This window comes from Cryobacterium sp. TMT4-31 (assembly GCF_004403385.1).
Taxonomy (GTDB): domain Bacteria; phylum Actinomycetota; class Actinomycetes; order Actinomycetales; family Microbacteriaceae; genus Cryobacterium; species Cryobacterium zongtaii.
This window is the reverse complement of record NZ_SOGI01000063.1, coordinates 29,359-45,461: the sequence shown is the minus strand read 5'-3', so window position 1 is coordinate 45,461 and position 16,103 is coordinate 29,359. Positions and strand designations below refer to the sequence as shown.

The window sequence follows — 16,103 nt, the reverse complement described above, 5'->3', positions numbered from 1 at the left end:
GGGTCTCATTGGCCGAGGGCAGGGTGCGGTTGTTTCGCGAAAGCGGGGAAACGGTCAGCTCGCGCGAGCTGAAGCAACCACATCACCGCTTTCGCGAGGTGGGCCGAGTGCGCGGATGGCGGGGTACGGCTAGCTGGTGGGGATCCAGACGCGCATGCCCCCGGGCGCGCGGTTGCCCCACCGGTAGTACGGCACCGCGGTCACGGTGATGGCATCGCCGCCGGGAGACCGGTCGCCAGAAGCCACCGGGTAGAGCTCCCCCGCGTCCGGCGCCCGCCGCGCCCCGGTTATTCGCACCAGCGGCACGCCCAGATCCGCGTCGACCGGGCCCAGCTCGGCGGCGGCGGCGGCATCCACGACGAAGTCCTCGAGCACCAGCGACCCGGGTAGGTCGGCCTGTTCGAGCGCGTAGACCAGCGGCCCGCGCGTCACCACGACGCAGCCGCGCACCGCATCCACCTGCGGATGTGCCCGCCGCAGCCGCACGGGCATGTCCAGCACCAGCTCGATCGAGCGGATGCCCGCCCCCGGCACCCGCAGGTAGCCGGCCGACACCGCCGCAGAAGCCGCCTCCCCGTTCACGGTCAGCCGCCAGGACTCCGCCCAGGCGGGCACCCGCAGCGCCACCTCGCCACCGGTGAACGGCGCGTCGAACTCGATCGCCACGACACCGTCGACCGGGTAACCCGTGCGGATCCGGGCCACGGTGGCCGCCCCGCCGACCCCGCCGAGGTCGATGGTGCCGGTTTCGTAGAGGTGCAGCTGCAGGGAGCCCGCAGCCGTCGTCGCCGCGTAGTGCTGCAGCGACGAGACCAGTCGGGCCAGGTTGGGCGGGCAGCAGGCGCAGTCGTACCAGCCCACCCGGCGGGCCGGAGCCTGCTCGTGTGCGCCGTCCCGGTGGGTGCGCACCTGCAGCGGGTTGGAGTAGAAGAACGCGGTGCCGTCGCTCGTGGTCGACCCGGCGACGGCGTTGTACAGCGCGCGTTCGATCTCGTCGGCGAACCGGCCCTCGCCGGTGAGCAGCAGCATCCGCCAGTTGAACTGCACGCTGGAGATCGCGGCGCAGGTTTCGGAGTATGCCCGATCCGGCGGCAGCTCGAACGGGTCGCCGAAGGCCTCGTCGCGGTGCCGGGAGCCGAGCCCGCCGGTGACGTACATCTTGCTCCGGTGCACATCGGACCAGATGCGTTCGAGGGCGGCGAGCAGCTCCGGCTCCCCGTTCTCGGCATAGACGTCGGCCACGCCGGCGGCCAGGTACAGCTGGCGCACCGAGTGCCCGGTGGCGCCGGGCACCGTGCGCACGGGTTCGTGGTCCTGGAAGTACCCGTAGCCGAACCGGTCCTCGCCCACGCTCCGGTGGCCGCGGAGGTCGATGAAGCGCTGGGCCAGCTCAAGCCAGCGCCGCTGCCCGGTCACCCTGTACACCTCGACCAGGGCTGTCTCGATTTCCGGATGCCCGCAGACCGCGTCCACGCCGCCGGCGCCGAAGCGCTGCTCGACCAGGCCGGCGAACCGCAGCCCCACCTCGAGCAGGTCGGTGCGGGCACGGGTGCGCTGCCACGCCACCCCGGCCTGCAGCAGGTGCCCGAGGCAGTACAGCTCGTGGCCCCAACGAAGGTCGGCGAACTTCTCGTCGGGCTTGGCCACCTGGAAGAACGAGTCCAGGTAACCGTCGTCCTGCTGCGCCGCCTGCAGCAGCGCCACGGTGTCATCGACGAAGGAGACGAACACCTCGGCGCCGCCACCGGCCCGCCCGGCCTCCCAGCCGATGGCCTCGAGCACCTTATAGACGTCGGAGTCGGCGAAGACGAAGCCGCGGAAGACCCCGCTCTCCAAGCCGGCCGCGATCCGCAGGTTGGCCAGCGCCCCCGACTCCTCGAGCTGCCGCACGCAGTGCGCCAGGGTGGCGTCCCGGTTCACCCGCTGCCAGCTGGCGAGCTGCCCGGTTCCAGTGAGGCTCACCGCGTCGAGGGGCAGCGGACGGAGGACGCTGTGTGCCCTGGCGAGGGGGCTGACGGGTCCGGTGATGGGCATGAGGACTCCTGTGGCTAGTTCGGAAGAAATGGGCGGCTATTCCCAGGCCACGACCGGCCAGCCGTCGTCCCAGCGCAGCGGGATGAGGCCGAGTTGAAAGGCGCCGTCCAGGCTGGCGTCGTAGTAGTGGAACGCGAGGGTGCCGCCGGACACCGACTGGCCGCCGGGGCCGACCCGGTCCCCGTCGCCGGAGAGCACCGGGGTGCCGCCGTCATCCAGCAGCGCGGCGCCGTTGGCGTCCAAGTACGGTCCGTCCACGGTCTCGGACCGTCCGACGGCGATGTTGTAACTGCTGTCCACGCCGCGGCAGCAGAAATCCCGCGAGAAGAACAGGTAGTAGAAGCCGTCGTGCGCGAGCAGGAACGGCGCCTCGAGAGCGTTCACGGCCAAGTTGCGGTCCGCGATCAGCACCGGGTCGGCGTCGTCGGCGCGCAGCCCGCTCGGCCAGTCGAGTTCGACGAGGTGCAGCCCGGACGAGAACGAGCCGAAGCTCAGCCAGGGCGTGCCCTCGGCATCCTCGACCACCCCGGCGTCGATCGCGTTGTAGTCGGTGCCCACGGAGGTGATCACCTCGCCCCGGTCCACCCAGGCGTAGTCGGCCGCATCCGGATCGAGGGTGCTGTTGGTCGCCAGCGCGATCACCGAGGTGTTCGTGCCGAATAGCGACGCCGAGTAGTAGAGGTACCAGGTGCCGTCGTGCTGGGAGAGCTCCGGCGCCCACAGGTTGTCCACCCCGGGCACCGCCTCCACCAGCCAGTCCGGCTTCTCCTGCCAGACCTCGCCGACGTATTCCCAATCCAGCCCGTCCATGGACCGGCGGATCTGGATGTTGCCGTCCGCGACCTGCCCGTTGCCGGTCGAGTACACGTACGACGCGTCCCCCTCGACCCCGGCCACGTAGGCGGGGTCGTGGGTGGCGATGTCACCGGTGAGGTCGCGGGCGCCCTGCTCGGCCGAGCATCCGCTCAGCACGAACAGGACGACCGCGGCCAGGGTCAGGACGAACAGGCCCGCGGGCGTGCCCGCCTGACCCGCTCGTCCTAACCGAGCGCGATCGCCGACCATGAGACGGGCGGCAACGTCACGGTGAGCGTGCCGTCGGCGAGAACCGAACCGGTGAGGTCCTTCAGGCCCACCCGGTTCTGGTCGGCCAGCGTGTTCTTCGCGTACGGGTCGGCGTCGTGCAGGGTGACGGCTTCCGTGATGGCGGATGCGCCGAGCCCGGACACGTCGATGGCCACCTCGATCGACTCGGTCTGGCTGCGGTTCACCAGGAACACCGCGCTCGTGCCGGTCTCGGCGTCAGCGGTCACGACCGAGTCCACCAGCGGTGCGGCGCCGTACACCGCGGTGTCGTAGGTGTCGACGGTGATGCGGGGCGTGAGCACCTCGCCGCGGGCGAGCCTGGAGGTCACCGAGAAGGGGAAGAATGTGCTCTGGCGCCAGGAGTCTCCGCCTGGTTCGGTCATGATCGGGGCGATCACGTTCACCAGCTGTGCCAGAGAGGCCGAGCCGACCCTGTCGTGGTTCTGCAGCAGGGTGATCAGCAGGTTGCCGAGCACGACGGCATCCGCCACCGAGTAGACGTCCTCGAGCTGACGCGGCGCGAAACGCCACTCGTCGTTGACCTCCTCGGAGGCCTGGTGCTCGTCGAGGTACCAGATGTTCCACTCGTCGAAGGAGAGCTGGATGGTCTTCTTGCTGCGCAGCTTGTGCTTGACGTGGTCGGCGGTGGCCACGACGGTGTCGATGAAGTACTTCATCTCCAGCGACGACGCCAGGTAGGAGGCCAGGTCGCCGTTGCGTTCCTGGTAGTAGGCGTGGCAGGAGATGTAGTCGACCGACTCGTAGCTGTGCTCGAGCACGACCCGCTCCCACTCGCCGAAGGTGGGCATCGCCGAGCCGGAGGATCCGCAGACCACGAGCTCCAGCGACGGGTCGGCGGTCTTCATTGCCGAGGCGGTGCGGGCCGCGATCTTGCCGTAGTCGTCGGAGGACATGTGGCCGACCTGCCAGGGGCCGTCCATCTCGTTGCCGAGGCACCACATGCGGATGTCGTACGGTTCGGTCTTGCCGTTGGCGACGCGCTCGTCGGCCAGGGCGGTGCCGGCCTCACCGTTGGCGTATTCGAGCAGGTCGAGCGCCGACTCGATGCCGCGGGTACCGAGGTTCACGGCCATCATCAGTTCGGAGCCGGTCAGTTCGCACCAGCGGCCGAACTCTTCCAGGCCCACCTGGTTGCTTTCCAGCGAGTGCCAGGCCAGGTCGCGGCGCACCGGGCGCCGGTCGCGGGGTCCGACGCCGTCTTCCCACTTGTAGCCGGAGACGAAGTTTCCGCCGGGGTAGCGAATGGTGGTGGAGCCCAGCTCCTTGACCAGGTCGACCACGTCAAGGCGGAAGCCGTCCTCGTTGGCGGTGGGGTGGTCGGGCTCGTAGATCCCGTCATAGACGCAGCGACCGAGGTGCTCCACGAAGGAGCCGAAGATGCGCCGGTTGATGGTGGCGACCACATTGGTGCGGTCGATACTGATTCGTGCGGTGGTCATGGAGATCGTGTCCTATCTGTGCAGCGTTGACGAGGTGGGGCGAAGTCGAGTGAAACGAGAAAAGGCGGTGGGGTGGGCTGTTCAGGCCGGCGACGCACGCCGGCTGGGCGCGAGTGACAGTGCGCCGTCTTCGTTGCGCACCGCGCCGTGCGCGGGGTGCGCCGCGTCGAGGGCGGCGAGCCGGTGGTCGATGAGCCAGCCCGCCACGAACAGTGGCGCCGAGGCGCCGATCAGCGGCACCAGCACGCCGAACTGGAACAGGGCCAGCGTGAGCGCGCCCAGCGCCAGGATCAGCGACAGGCTCAGCAGCGGGGACACAAACGGCAGCACAAACGCGTACCGCCAGATCGAGCGGGCCGAGTCGCGGTAGCGGGTGCAGATGATGATCGCGGAGAACGCCGCCAGCAGGGTGCCGACCGAGACCACGACCAGCAGCACGAGCAGCACTGCGCTGACCGGGCTGCCCGCCACCGCAGTGGTCTGGAAAGCCACCAGGTCGAGGAACACCAGTACCGTGGCGAGCTGGAACGGGATCGCGACGACCGCGAGGTGCCAGAACTGGGCGCGGTAGGCGGTGATGAAGTCCCGCACCAGCCTGTCGCTGGGCTGGCCGGCGCGCAGCCGGCCGAGCAGGATCGCCGCGGCCGTGGCCGCCGGGAACACGCCCAGCACGATCAGCCCGGCGAGAGTGCCCGCGAGGAAGAGCAGGTTGATCACCACGAGCGCGATCGCGAACCGCAGCCAGTGCATCACCTTCCCGGCCCAGCCGATGGCGTAGTCGTCCATCTCAGGCGCCACTCGTGCCGAACCAGGCCACCCCGTCGGCGGTGAGACCGCTGAAGGAGAGGGCGGGCCGGGCGTTCGCCCAGTCCCAGCTGGTGAAGACCACGGCGTCGAGTTCGGTGCCGGATGCGCCCCCGACCACCAGCCGCACGCGTTCGGTGCGCCCGTCGAAGAGCCGCTCAGGCGCATCCGTGGGAACCAGAACCGTGGGCGCCGTTGCGACGGTGACCGGGTCGGCATTCACCAGCGCGGTCGACTCCGGAACCAGACGCACCGCGCGCCACGGGCCGGCCAGGCTCACCGGCGCGGCCAGGCGCTCCGCATCGGCGCCGGCGAACGGCTGCGGCGAGACGACGGGCCACCCCGCTTCGGTGAAGAAGGTGCGCCGCAGTTGCACAACGTGCTGGCTGGGGTCGTCGGCGAAGCGCACGTGGTGCACCATGAAGTACTCGTCGGCGCGGCAGGCTGACGCTGTTGCATCGGCGGCAGGGCTCGTGCCGGGCAGGCCCGGCTCGGTCAGGATCGAGTTGTGCCCGGGGGCGAGCCAGCCGGTGTCGTCGCCGAACCGGTGGCTGCCGAGCACCTTGGTGCCGATCAGGGCCGGATCGGTGTCGAGGTCGGTCATCGAGTGGCCGAGCAGGTCGGTGTACGGGCCGGTGATCTCCTCGGCCACGGCCACCCGTACGTTGTAGCTGTCGAAGAGCGAGTCGTAGGAGGAGAACAGCACGTAGCGGTCCTCCTCTCGGCGGTAGACGATGAAGGCGCCTTCGATCGCCCGGTCCACCGACACCGGCCGGCGGGCGATGACGGTGCCCAGGTCGCCCGGCGTCTGTGGTCGGCCGGTCGCCGGGTTCAGCGGCAGCGTGTAGATGCCGGAGAAGAACGACCCGTAGGTCAGCCACGGGGTGCCGGACCTGTCGACGGTGACGGCCGCGTCGATCGCGTTCTGGCTGTCGGTTCCGGCGCGGGTGGCCACGACGATGCCGCGGTCCTCCCACGGTCCGGCCAGCCGGCTCGCCACGGCCAGGCCGATGGCGGACGTGCTCGAACCGAAGGTGGAGGCCGAGTAGTACATGTGCCACTTCACATCGGATGCGGCGGCGGTCGAGGCGCCGCCCGTCGGCCAGCGCACGACCTCCGGAGCCCAGAGCCCGGGCGCCTGGCTCCACTCGAAAGCGGGCCCGGGCACGCCGTCCAGGGCGGTGCCCACGAAGGACCAGTGCACGAGGTCGGGCGACCGGCGCACGTGCACGCCGGCCGCCACCGCATCGGCGCCGGCGGCGGCATCCGTGGAGAACATGTACCAGGTGCCGTCGGTGTCGCGCACGACGGTGGGGTCGTGGGCGTTGCGGGTGCCCCAGTCGGCCGGGTCGCCGGCGGGCGCCGGGGTCAGGCTGCGCAGCGCCTGGCCGGGTCGCGCTTGGCCGGGCAGGGTCTGGTCGAGAACCGACATGATCAGCCCTTCCCGCCGGTGAGGGCGACGGATTCGATGATCTGGCGCTGGAAGATGATGAACACGATCAGCACGGGCAGCAGGGCGATGAAGGACGCCGCCATGATCAGCGGGTAGTCGGTCTGGCTGGCGTACTGGGCGTTGAAGCTCGCGATCACCAGCTGCAGGGTCTGCTTCTCCGGCGTGTTCAGGTAGATGATCGGGGCCAGGTAGTCGTTCCAGACGGCCATGAACCAGAGGATGAACTGCGCCGCCATGGCGGGCCGGATGGCCGGGAAGATCAGCTTGAAGAAGATCTGCAGGTAGGAAGCGCCGTCGAGCTTGGCGGCCTCGATGATCGAGTCCGGCACGTTCTCGAGGTACTGCTTGAGGAAGAAGATCATGATGATGTTGCCGAACAGGCCGGGCACGATCAACGGCAGCAGGGTGTCGACCCAACCGATCTCGGCGAAGACCATGAACTGCGGAATCATGATGGTCGGGAACGGGATCATCAGGCCGGCCAGCAGCATCAGGAATGCGGCGTTCTTGAACGGCATCCGCATCTTCGCGAAAGCGAACGCGGCGATCGAGGAGGTGACCGATCCGACCACGGTGACGGTGCCCGCCACGATCAGGCTGTTCCGGATGCCGCTGAGCAGCGGACCGGCCGACCAGACCCGCAGGTAGTTCTCCCACACCATCGGGTCGGGGATCCACTGCGGCGGCAGCGAGAAGATCGCTTCCTGGGTCTTGATGGAGGTGGAGAACGTCCAGAGCAACGGGCCGATCATGACCACAGCGCCGATGGACAGGATGATCGTGACGATCACATTGCCGATCGAATAGCTGGTGGTGCGCGAGACGCCGCGCTTGCGGTTCGGCGCCGGGAGACGGCGGCCACCTGAGGTCGGTGGGAGTGCCCCGTCGGGGGCCAGGAGGGGAGCTGCGCTCGGAATGGAGCCGGGCAGGGAGGTTGATGTAGTCACGGTGGCGGCCTCAGTCGATCGAGAACTGGTTGCGGCGGTTGAGCCTGAATTGGATGACGGTGATCACGAAGATGATCAGACCGAGCACGATCGACATCGATGACGCGTAGCCCATGTGCAGGTTGTTGAAGGCCTGCCGCCAGATGTACCAGACGATGGTCGCCGAGCTGAATTCCGGACCGCCCGTCGGGGTCATGATGTTGACCTCGATGAAGATCTGCGAGCCGCCGATGATGCTCGTCACCACGAGGAAGAAGGTGACCGGTCGAACCATCGGGAGGGTGATGTGGCGGAACTGAGCCCAGGTGCCGGCGCCGTCGAGCGCTGCGGCCTCGTAGAGGTAGCGCGGCACCGATTGCAGGGCAGCCAGGTAGAGCAGCATCGAGTAGCCGAGCCCCTTCCAGGTGGCCATGATGATCAGTGCCGGCTTGACGGTGTCCTTGTTCGCCAGCCAGTTGGGTCCCTGAATGCCGAACAGGTCCAGAACCTGGTTGACCAGGCCGAAGTCGCCGTTGTAGGCCCACTGCCAGAGGATGGCGATTGCGGCGATCGAAGAGATCACCGGCACGTAGTAGACGGTGCGGAAGAACGTGGTGCCGCGCATCTTACGGTTGAGCCCGAGGGCCAACGCCATCGAGAGCACCAGGCCGATCGGGATACCGATCATCATGAAGAAGGTGTTCCACATGGCCTTGGCGAAATACGGGTCGTTCCACATCTTGATGTAGTTGTCGATCCCGTTGAACTTCGGAGCGGCCAGCCCATTCCAGGCCGTGAAGGAGGCGTAGACGGAGAACAGCAGCGGGTAGAGCGTGAAAAGCAGGAAGCCGATCAGGGGGATCGCGATGAACGCGAGGGCAACCTGGTGCTCGCGCCTGTGCAGTCGAGAGCGGCGCGGCTTGGTGCGAAGAGCTGTGGTGGACATCAGTGATCTTCCTTGACGTGATTCCATGAGCGGGGGGCCGGCCGGGGCCGGGGGCGGATGCCGCGGCCACGCGTAGAGAGCGCGGCCGCGGCATCCGGGCGGTGTTAGCCGATACCGGCCTGGGCGTTGGCGTCGTCCAGGAAGGCCTGCATCTTGGGCTGCGCCTCCTTGAGGTAGTCGGCGGCGGTCTGCTTGCCGTCGAGGACCGGCTGGATGTTGGTGAACAGCTCGTCGTACCACTCGGCGTTGTAGGTGTTGTTCGCCGGCAGCGCACGACCGTAGTCGTTGACGATGTCGAGGAATTCCTGCTTGTTGGCCGGCTTGGTGGTCGAGTCGGCCACCCAGGTGTCGGCCATGTCCTTGAGGTTCGGGATCTGCACCCCGGCGTCGACCAAGGTCTGCTGCGCCGTGACGTCGGCAGAGAGGTACTCGACAAGCTTGGCGGACAGCTCAGGGTCCTCGGTGGTGCTGCCGACGGCGATGCCGAGCGAGCCGACCCAGGTGGCGGACTCACCGGTCTTCCCGGCCGGGTAGGGAATCAGGTCCCAGTCGAAGTCGAGCTCGGCGTACGTGGAGACGTCCCACGGGCCCACCGGGAAGAACGCGATCTGGCCACTCATCCAACGCTGGTAGGTGTCAAGGGTCTGCGCCTGCGCGGTGGAGGGGGTGACGCCCTCCACGTTGGACAGGTCCGCGAACCACTGCAGCGCCTCGGCGAACTCGGGCGTGTCAACGGTGACCTTGGTGCGGTCCTCGTTGAGGAAGTCGGCGCCGTTCGACCATGCGAACGACTGCAGGCTCCACTGCACGTTGAGGCCGGTGCCCCACTGGTCCAGCTCGCCGTCACCGTTGAGGTCCTTGGTGAGCTGCTTGGAGATGTTGACGAACTCCTCGAGCGTCAGGGGAACGTCCACGTCGGGCAGCGGAATACCGGCGGCCTCGAACATGGTCTTGTTGTACCCGAACGAGAACGGTCCGACGTCCTTCGGCAGAGCGTAGATGGCGCCTTCGCCGACCAGGCTGCCGTCGAAGCGGTAGCTGTCGACGCCGTATTCCCAGATGTTGTCGAGGTCGAGGGTGTCCGACCCTTCGACGTACTCGGTGATGTCGAGGACGACACCGTTGTTCACGTAGGCCTGGATGTCGCCCTGCGCGATGTAGAACACGTCCGGGATCTGCTTGCCGGCGATGGCCGCCTTGAGCTTGGTGGCGTAGTCGTCTGCGGTGGTCGAGATGATCTTGACCTTGACGTCGTTGGCTTCTTCGAAGGCCTTGATGGCCGTCGTGTATGCGGCCTTCTCGTCTTCGCCGCCGCGGAACATGAATGTGAGCTGCTTCTCACCGGTGTCTGCTGCTCCTGCCGAGCATCCGCTGAGCAGAAGGCCGGTCGTAGCGATCATTGCTACGGAGGCGGCGATAAAACGTGACCTCTTCATCACGTAGTTCCTTCCCGATTGGCTGTGCTGTGAGTGGTGGATGCCACGGCCCGTCGGGTCGGACATCCGCGTCCTGAGTGTTTTACAACGTTGTAACAGTATGACAGGCTCGGTGCATACGCAACGAATCCCGGTAAAAAATTCCAACGTTGCAATAAATGTTATCGTCCCGTTACCGGCCGTGGCCGGGGCGGCCCACCGAACCGGAGCCTCCCGATGTCCCTCGAATTCCCCGCTGACCTGGCCATGCACGACACCGTCGCCCCACTCGCCGACCGGCCTCCGATGGGCTGGAACTCCTGGGATTGTTACGGCACCACCGTCACCGAGGCCGAGGTGCTGGCCAACGCCGAGTTCATGGCCGAACACCTTCTGCGCTTCGGCTGGGACACCATCGTGGTCGACATCGCCTGGTACGACCCCGCCGCCCGCGCGGGCGGTTACAACGAGAAGCCCGGCATCGAGATGGATGCCTGGGGCCGCCAGCTGCCCGCCACCAACCGGTTCCCGTCGGCGGCCGCCGGCGCCGGCTTCGCCCCGCTCGCCGCCCGGGTGCACGCGCTCGGCCTGCGTTTCGGGCTGCACATCATGCGCGGGATCCCGCGCGCCGCGGTGGAGCGGGCCCTGCCCGTCTTCGAGCGTGCCGGGGTGACCGCCGCCGACATCGCCGACCCGGCCTCGGCCTGCACCTGGAACCCGGACAACGTGGGCCTGAACCACGACCACCCCGGCGCGCAGGCCTACTACGACGCCCAGGTGGCCCAGTTCGCGACCTGGGGCGTGGACTTCATCAAGGCCGACGACATGCTCGCGCCGTACCACTCCCGCGAAATTGCGGCCTACGCCCTGGCCATCGCCCGCTCCGGACGCCCGATCACCCTCAGCCTCTCCCCCGGCACCGATCTCTCCCAGGCCCACCGCGAGCACCTGGCCGCAAACGCCGAGCTCTGGCGGGTGTCCGACGATCTCTGGGACCGCTGGGAGGACATCCTCGACCAGTTCGGCCGGCTCGCGCGCTGGGCACCGCACCAGTGCCCCGGAGCCTGGGCCGACGCCGACATGCTGCCGTTGGGGCGCATCGGCATCCGGGCCGAACGCGGCGACGACCGGATGAGCCGGCTCACGCCGGACGAACAGCGCACCATGCTCACGCTGTGGTGCCTGGCCCGGTCCCCGTTGATGTTCGGCGGCGACCTGCCGTCCACCCCACCCCAGACCCTGGCCCTGCTCACCAACCCGGCGGTGCTGCGCATGCACCGCGACTCGCACGGCCAGCGGGAGCTCTGGCGGGAGGGTGACACCATCGTGTGGAGTTCGGTTGCCGGGGCCGAAGTCGAGGAGCCGGCGGCGATTTACGTGGCCGTGTTCAACACCGCGGACGCCGCCAGGGACATCCATCTGCCGTTGTCGGCGCTGGGCGCACCGGCCGGGGCGGCCACGGCCACCGACCTGTGGCACGGCGATCAGGTCGCGGTGACGAACGGCGGCACCACCCTGCGGGTGCCGGCACACGGCTGCCGTCTTGTGCACCTCGACACCGCCCTCGAGCACCAGTCCAGTCAGCCTGCCGTCGACTCCCGGTCGATCACGGTGTAGTCGGCCAGGTAGACCTCGGGCACCCGCGGGGTCACGCCCTCCTCGATGCGCTGCACGAGCAGGCGCACCGCGGTGTCGGCGATCTCGTCGCGGCCGGGGTCGATGGTCGACAGGGTCGGCAGGGAGTACTTGGTCTCGTCGAGGGCGTCGAAGCCGATGAACATCACGTCTTCCGGTACCCGCAGCCCGGCCACCTGAGCCACCCGCATGGCGCCGAGCGCCAGGGTGTCGTTGAGCCCGAACACCGCGTCGAAACTGACGCCGGTGTCGATCAGGGCGCGCATCGCCTCGGCGCCGTCCGCCCGGTGCCACCGGCCCACATTGCAGATCAGCGCCGGGTCGAACGGGATGCCGGCCTCGGCGAGGGCCTCGCGGTAACCCTGCACACGCAGCACGGCGGAGCCCACCACCTCGCCCTCGTGCGCACCGATGATGGCGATCCGGCGCCGGCCCCGGCTGATCAGGTGCAGGGTCGCCGCCTTCGAGGCTTCCACGTTGTGCATGGTGACGTGGTCAACGGGTCCGCCGAAGACCCGCTCACCGAGCAGCACCATCGGGTAGCCCACGTTGAGCATTGCGGCATCGTCGGTGCTCAGGCCCAGCGGGCTGAAGATCAGGCCGTCGGTCAGCTGTAGCCGCGGGCTCGAGAGCATGGCGATCTCGCGGCCGCGGTCACCGCCACCGGTCTGCTCGAGCAGCACCACCAGGTGACGGCGCTCGGCGGCCTGGATGATCGCATCCGCCAGCTCGGCGAAGTAGCTGAGGCTGAGCTCGGGCAGGGCCAGGCCGATCACACCGGTGCGGCCGGAGCGCAGGCTGCGTGCCGAGATGTTGGGCTTGTAGCCGAGCTCGTCGATGGCCGCGCGCACCCTCTCCCGGGTTGCGGGCCGGATGTGCTGAAAGTCGTGGACCACATTGGAGACGGTCTTGATCGACACGCCGGCGAGCGCCGCCACATCGCGCAGTGTTGCTGCCAATTTCGCTCCCTGTCGGTCAGTGCCGCGAACAGTCCGTGCGCGCGGTCGCGACTCCGGGCGGCCACACGCCGTCCTCGGCGCGTCGGTCTGCTCACGTCCGAACTTACCGCCTTCATTACAACGTTGCAGCCGCCTGGCGGCTCTGGCGCGGTCCATTCCCGGCGGGGCCTCGCCCCGCTTCCGGCGCCGCGGGCCTCGCGGCACTCACAAGTCCCGGCGGCACACGTCAGTCCCGGCGGCACACGCTAGAACCCGTGCCGCCGCGAAGGACACCTGCCTGCGGGAAGAAAGTGGTCCACGAGACGTGGAGGGCACTCGCCTGCGCCAGGAACACCATCCCGGTACCGTCGCCGCCGATGACGCCCGCATCGGTGACAAGCGGGCCGCCACCCACCCGGTCCGCCCCGGATCGGCGTGAGTAGGCTGGATGGGTGAATGCCTACGCCTCCGCACCCGTCGACCCCGAATCCACCGCAAACCTCGCCGAACGCGGCCTGAGACTGGCGGTGCTCGACGCCGACGACGAGGCGGGCCTCAAGCGTTGGCTGCTGGCGGATGCCCGCGGCTTCCACGAGGTAACGCCCACCGAGGGCACCCTCGAGGTGCAGGTCGAGGACATCGCCACCGACAGGGTCACCGGCGTCTGGGACGCCTCGCAGGCCGACCCGGAGACCCCGGTCGCCACGATACGGTCCTGGGAGATGGGCCTGACCGTGCCCGGCGGCACCGCCCTGGGCACCTGGGCGATCAGCTCGGTCACCGTCTCCCCCACCCACCGCCGCCAGGGCATTGCCAGGGCCATGCTCACGTCGGAGCTCCGCACCGCCCAGCGGCTTGGCCTGCCGATCGCCATGCTCACGGTCTCCGAAGCCACCATCTACGGCCGGTACGGTTTCGGACCGTCGGCTCGGCAGTCCTCGTACGTCGTCGACACCCAGCGGGCCCGCTGGACCGGCCCCACCCCGGCCGGCCGCGTTCAGTTCGTCAGCCCGGAATCGCTGCTCGCCGACGGCCCCGAAGTCTTCGAACGCACCCGCGATCGCTCCCCCGGCGAGGTCGACCGTCGCGAGATCTGGTGGAAGCGCACCCTTGGCCTGCTGCCGAACGAACCCGACGCGCACAAGCGCGGCATCCGCGCGGTGCGCTACGACGATGCCGACGGCGCCATCGCCGGATTCGCGCTCTACGAGATCGCGCTGCAGAACGTCAGCCACCCCGGCCAGCTCAAGCTTGTCGACCTCGTCGCGGCCACCGACGACGCCTATGCCGCGCTCTGGCGGTTCGTGATCGAGATGGACATGGTCAACGAGATCAACGCGGGCCTCCGCAGCGTCTCCGAGCCGGTGGCCTGGCAGGTCTCCGACCACCGCGCCGTGCGCAAGACCAGCGAACGCGACCACCTCTGGCTGCGCATCCTCGACGTTCCGGTGGCGCTCGGCGCCCGCAGCTACGCGGCGCCGGGCGACTACCTGCTCGACGTCACCGACGACCTCGGCTTCGCCGAGGGCCGGTTTCTGCTCACCGTGGCCGCCGACGGGTCGGGACAGGCGCATCCGCTCACCGGTACGGCCCCGGCCGGCGCCGTCGAGGTGGCCCTCTCGGCAGCGGACCTGGCGTCGCTGTACCTCGGCGGCACGAGCGCGGTCGACCTCGCCCGCGCCGGCCGGATCACCGAGAAGTCCCCGGATGCCGCCATCCGGCTGGACACGGCGCTGCACTCCGCCTACGCCCCGCACCTGAGCACCTGGTTCTAGCCGCTCGCTCCCGGTGCACCCCGATCTGGTCTTAGGCTGATCTGGGTGCCCGGCTCGGGCTGCCCTCCCAGCTAGCTCACAGCACCCGGCAACCGGCCTCATAGGCCGGGTCGATATCGTCGGGGTGAGAACCAGTCCCGACGAAACGGCACAGATAGCCCATGAACTCAAAAACCCCCGGCCAGGCGCTCCCCCCGAAGAAGGATCGCCGTGAGGTCGCGCGCGAGACCGCCCGCATCCAGCGGGAGGAGCAGAAGAAGCGCGAGACGCGCAATCGCTGGTTCCTCCGCGGCGGCATCGGCCTGGCCCTGGTGGCCGTGGCCGTCATCGTCGCCGTCCTGATCGTGGGCAGCGTCAAGCCGCCCTCGCCCGGGCCGCTCAACATGGCCAGCGACGGCATCCTGATGCAGGGTGACGGCACCACCATCAGCGCCGTGACGACCGCGGCGACCGCGGCCGACGCCGAGCCAGTGCCCACCGATGTGAGCGAGCTCACCAGCACCGTGAACATCGCGGTGTACCTGGACTACCTGTGCCCATACTGCGGCCAGTTCGAGACCACGAACGGCGCCCAGCTCACCAGTTGGCTCACCGCGGGCAACATCACCCTCGAGACGCACCCGATCTCGATCCTCGACCAGTCCTCGAGCGGCAGCAAGTACTCCACCAGGTCGGCCAACGCCGCCGCCTGCGTGGCCAACTACCAGCCGGACAGCTTCCTCGACGTGAACAGCGCCCTGTTCGCGAACCAGCCCACCGAGGGCACGACCGGCCTCAGCAATGCTGAGCTCGTCAGCCTGGTGGAGGAGGCCGGCGTCACCGACGAATCCGTGGCCACCTGCATCACCGACCAGGAGTTCGCCGACTGGGTGGGCGACGCCACCGACCGCGCTCTGGACAACCCGCTGCCCAACACCGACATCGGCGCGCTCGCCGGCACCCCGACGGTCCTCGTGCAGGGCGTCAAGTATGAGGGCGACCTCGGCGACGCGGCAGCCTTCGAGGCGTTCGTGTTGGAGCAGGCCACCGCGACGACCGACACCAGCGGCACCGACTCGGGCACCGACACGGGCGAGTAGCCACTGCCCGCGCGGACTCCCGCGACGGCATCCAGCTCGGCTACTGTGGCCGGTGCGGACAAGTGCACCCGGCACACCGGGCGCAGAAGTCCGCACCGGCCACAGTTGTTCTCCGCGCACGAGAGCGGATGCGAACGGATGCGAGCGGGTGACCGCGCTGTTGGACCCGAAGGAGACGGCATGTTGCACGAAGTCCCGGCCGACCGGCACCCGGCCAGGCCGCGCGTCTACGGCGCCACAGTCGATGCGAACACCCGGTGCGTGCATTACGCCGGGCCCACCGACATCGTCGCGATCAGGTTCCGCTGCTGCGACAGGTTCTACCCGTGCTTCCAGTGTCACGCCGACGCCGAATCGCACCCGGCAGCGCAGTGGGCGCCGGCGGAGTGGGCCGAGCGGGCGATTCTCTGCGGGGCGTGCGGGCAGACCCTCACGATCGAGGTCTACAGGTCCGTGTCCGCCTGCCCGGCGTGCGGGTCGCCCTTCAATGACGGATGTCGTCTGCACGCCCACCTGTACTTCCAGGTGACGCCGCCGACGCCCTGACTCCCG

At 68.8% G+C, this 16,103-nt stretch carries 13 protein-coding genes; 4 read left to right on the top strand and 9 right to left on the bottom strand.

What is annotated here, in order from left to right:
- Nucleotides 1-129 precede the first annotated feature (129 nt).
- The 8 genes from E3T19_RS14555 to E3T19_RS14520 form a co-directional block, all read right to left on the bottom strand.
- Nucleotides 130-2,034 carry a glycoside hydrolase family 127 protein gene (locus tag E3T19_RS14555; RefSeq protein WP_134409171.1) on the bottom strand — a complete coding sequence of 635 codons (1,905 nt, stop codon included), beginning with the start codon at nucleotides 2,032-2,034 and terminating at the stop codon, nucleotides 130-132.
- Nucleotides 2,035-2,070: 36 nt separating this feature from the next.
- Nucleotides 2,071-3,099, bottom strand: a complete 1,029-nt coding sequence (locus E3T19_RS14550; protein ID WP_134409170.1) for an arabinan endo-1,5-alpha-L-arabinosidase — start codon at nucleotides 3,097-3,099, stop codon at nucleotides 2,071-2,073.
- Nucleotides 3,075-4,580 (bottom strand): alpha-N-arabinofuranosidase, encoded by a 1,506-nt coding sequence (locus E3T19_RS14545; RefSeq protein ID WP_134409169.1) that lies wholly within the window; start codon nucleotides 4,578-4,580, stop codon nucleotides 3,075-3,077. Before E3T19_RS14545 ends, E3T19_RS14550 begins: the two co-directional genes overlap by 25 nt.
- Nucleotides 4,581-4,661: 81 nt before the next feature.
- Complete coding sequence (locus tag E3T19_RS14540) at nucleotides 4,662-5,366, bottom strand: YesL family protein (RefSeq protein ID WP_088455096.1); 705 nt, start codon at nucleotides 5,364-5,366, stop codon at nucleotides 4,662-4,664.
- Nucleotide 5,367: 1 nt separating this feature from the next.
- The gene (locus E3T19_RS14535; protein ID WP_134409168.1) at nucleotides 5,368-6,816 is read right to left on the bottom strand and encodes an arabinan endo-1,5-alpha-L-arabinosidase; all 1,449 of its coding nucleotides are present in this window, start codon (nucleotides 6,814-6,816) and stop codon (nucleotides 5,368-5,370) included.
- Nucleotides 6,817-6,818: 2 nt separating this feature from the next.
- Nucleotides 6,819-7,784: a carbohydrate ABC transporter permease gene (locus E3T19_RS14530; RefSeq protein ID WP_240632350.1), complete on the bottom strand. Its 966-nt coding sequence runs from the start codon at nucleotides 7,782-7,784 to the stop codon at nucleotides 6,819-6,821.
- 10 nt (nucleotides 7,785-7,794) lie between these two features.
- Nucleotides 7,795-8,709 (bottom strand): carbohydrate ABC transporter permease, encoded by a 915-nt coding sequence (locus E3T19_RS14525; protein WP_165791122.1) that lies wholly within the window; start codon nucleotides 8,707-8,709, stop codon nucleotides 7,795-7,797.
- A gap of 104 nt (nucleotides 8,710-8,813) precedes the next feature.
- Entirely contained in the window at nucleotides 8,814-10,109 is a 1,296-nt protein-coding gene (locus E3T19_RS14520; protein WP_370028216.1) for a sugar ABC transporter substrate-binding protein, read from the bottom strand.
- A gap of 252 nt (nucleotides 10,110-10,361) precedes the next feature.
- Between E3T19_RS14520 and E3T19_RS14515 the strand changes: the two genes are divergently transcribed.
- Nucleotides 10,362-11,741, top strand: a complete 1,380-nt coding sequence (locus E3T19_RS14515; RefSeq protein WP_370294275.1) for a glycoside hydrolase family 27 protein — start codon at nucleotides 10,362-10,364, stop codon at nucleotides 11,739-11,741.
- Here E3T19_RS14515 and E3T19_RS14510 read toward each other — a convergent pair.
- A complete protein-coding gene (locus E3T19_RS14510) occupies nucleotides 11,705-12,718 on the bottom strand; it encodes a LacI family DNA-binding transcriptional regulator (RefSeq protein WP_088455092.1) in 1,014 nt (337 codons plus the stop codon). The two genes, E3T19_RS14515 and E3T19_RS14510, sit on opposite strands and share 37 nt — an antisense overlap.
- 431 nt (nucleotides 12,719-13,149) lie before the next feature.
- Between E3T19_RS14510 and E3T19_RS14505 the strand changes: the two genes are divergently transcribed.
- The 3 genes from E3T19_RS14505 to E3T19_RS14495 all read left to right on the top strand — a co-directional run bounded on the left by E3T19_RS14505 (nucleotide 13,150) and on the right by E3T19_RS14495 (nucleotide 16,097).
- On the top strand, nucleotides 13,150-14,472 hold the full coding sequence (locus E3T19_RS14505) for a GNAT family N-acetyltransferase (RefSeq protein WP_134409167.1): 1,323 nt from the start codon (nucleotides 13,150-13,152) through the stop codon (nucleotides 14,470-14,472).
- A gap of 161 nt (nucleotides 14,473-14,633) precedes the next feature.
- Nucleotides 14,634-15,551 carry a thioredoxin domain-containing protein gene (locus tag E3T19_RS14500; protein WP_103479850.1) on the top strand — a complete coding sequence of 306 codons (918 nt, stop codon included), beginning with the start codon at nucleotides 14,634-14,636 and terminating at the stop codon, nucleotides 15,549-15,551.
- A 180-nt stretch (nucleotides 15,552-15,731) separates the two neighbouring features.
- Nucleotides 15,732-16,097 (top strand): CHY zinc finger protein, encoded by a 366-nt coding sequence (locus E3T19_RS14495; protein WP_134409166.1) that lies wholly within the window; start codon nucleotides 15,732-15,734, stop codon nucleotides 16,095-16,097.
- Nucleotides 16,098-16,103: the final 6 nt, after the last annotated feature.

Bases quoted from the DNA above. Each gene is read 5' to 3' on its own strand.
- E3T19_RS14555 (WP_134409171.1), bottom strand. From the start codon at position 2,034: ATGCCCATCACCGGACCCGTCAGCCCCCTCGCCAGGGCACACAGCGTC.
- E3T19_RS14520 (WP_370028216.1), bottom strand. From the start codon at position 10,109: ATGATCGCTACGACCGGCCTTCTGCTCAGCGGATGCTCGGCAGGAGCA.
- E3T19_RS14545 (WP_134409169.1), bottom strand. From the start codon at position 4,580: ATGACCACCGCACGAATCAGTATCGACCGCACCAATGTGGTCGCCACC.
- E3T19_RS14515 (WP_370294275.1), top strand. From the start codon at position 10,362: ATGTCCCTCGAATTCCCCGCTGACCTGGCCATGCACGACACCGTCGCC.
- E3T19_RS14535 (WP_134409168.1), bottom strand. From the start codon at position 6,816: ATGTCGGTTCTCGACCAGACCCTGCCCGGCCAAGCGCGACCCGGCCAG.
- E3T19_RS14550 (WP_134409170.1), bottom strand. From the start codon at position 3,099: ATGGTCGGCGATCGCGCTCGGTTAGGACGAGCGGGTCAGGCGGGCACG.
- E3T19_RS14495 (WP_134409166.1), top strand. From the start codon at position 15,732: ATGTTGCACGAAGTCCCGGCCGACCGGCACCCGGCCAGGCCGCGCGTC.
- E3T19_RS14500 (WP_103479850.1), top strand. From the start codon at position 14,634: ATGAACTCAAAAACCCCCGGCCAGGCGCTCCCCCCGAAGAAGGATCGC.
- E3T19_RS14540 (WP_088455096.1), bottom strand. From the start codon at position 5,366: ATGGACGACTACGCCATCGGCTGGGCCGGGAAGGTGATGCACTGGCTG.
- E3T19_RS14525 (WP_165791122.1), bottom strand. From the start codon at position 8,709: ATGTCCACCACAGCTCTTCGCACCAAGCCGCGCCGCTCTCGACTGCAC.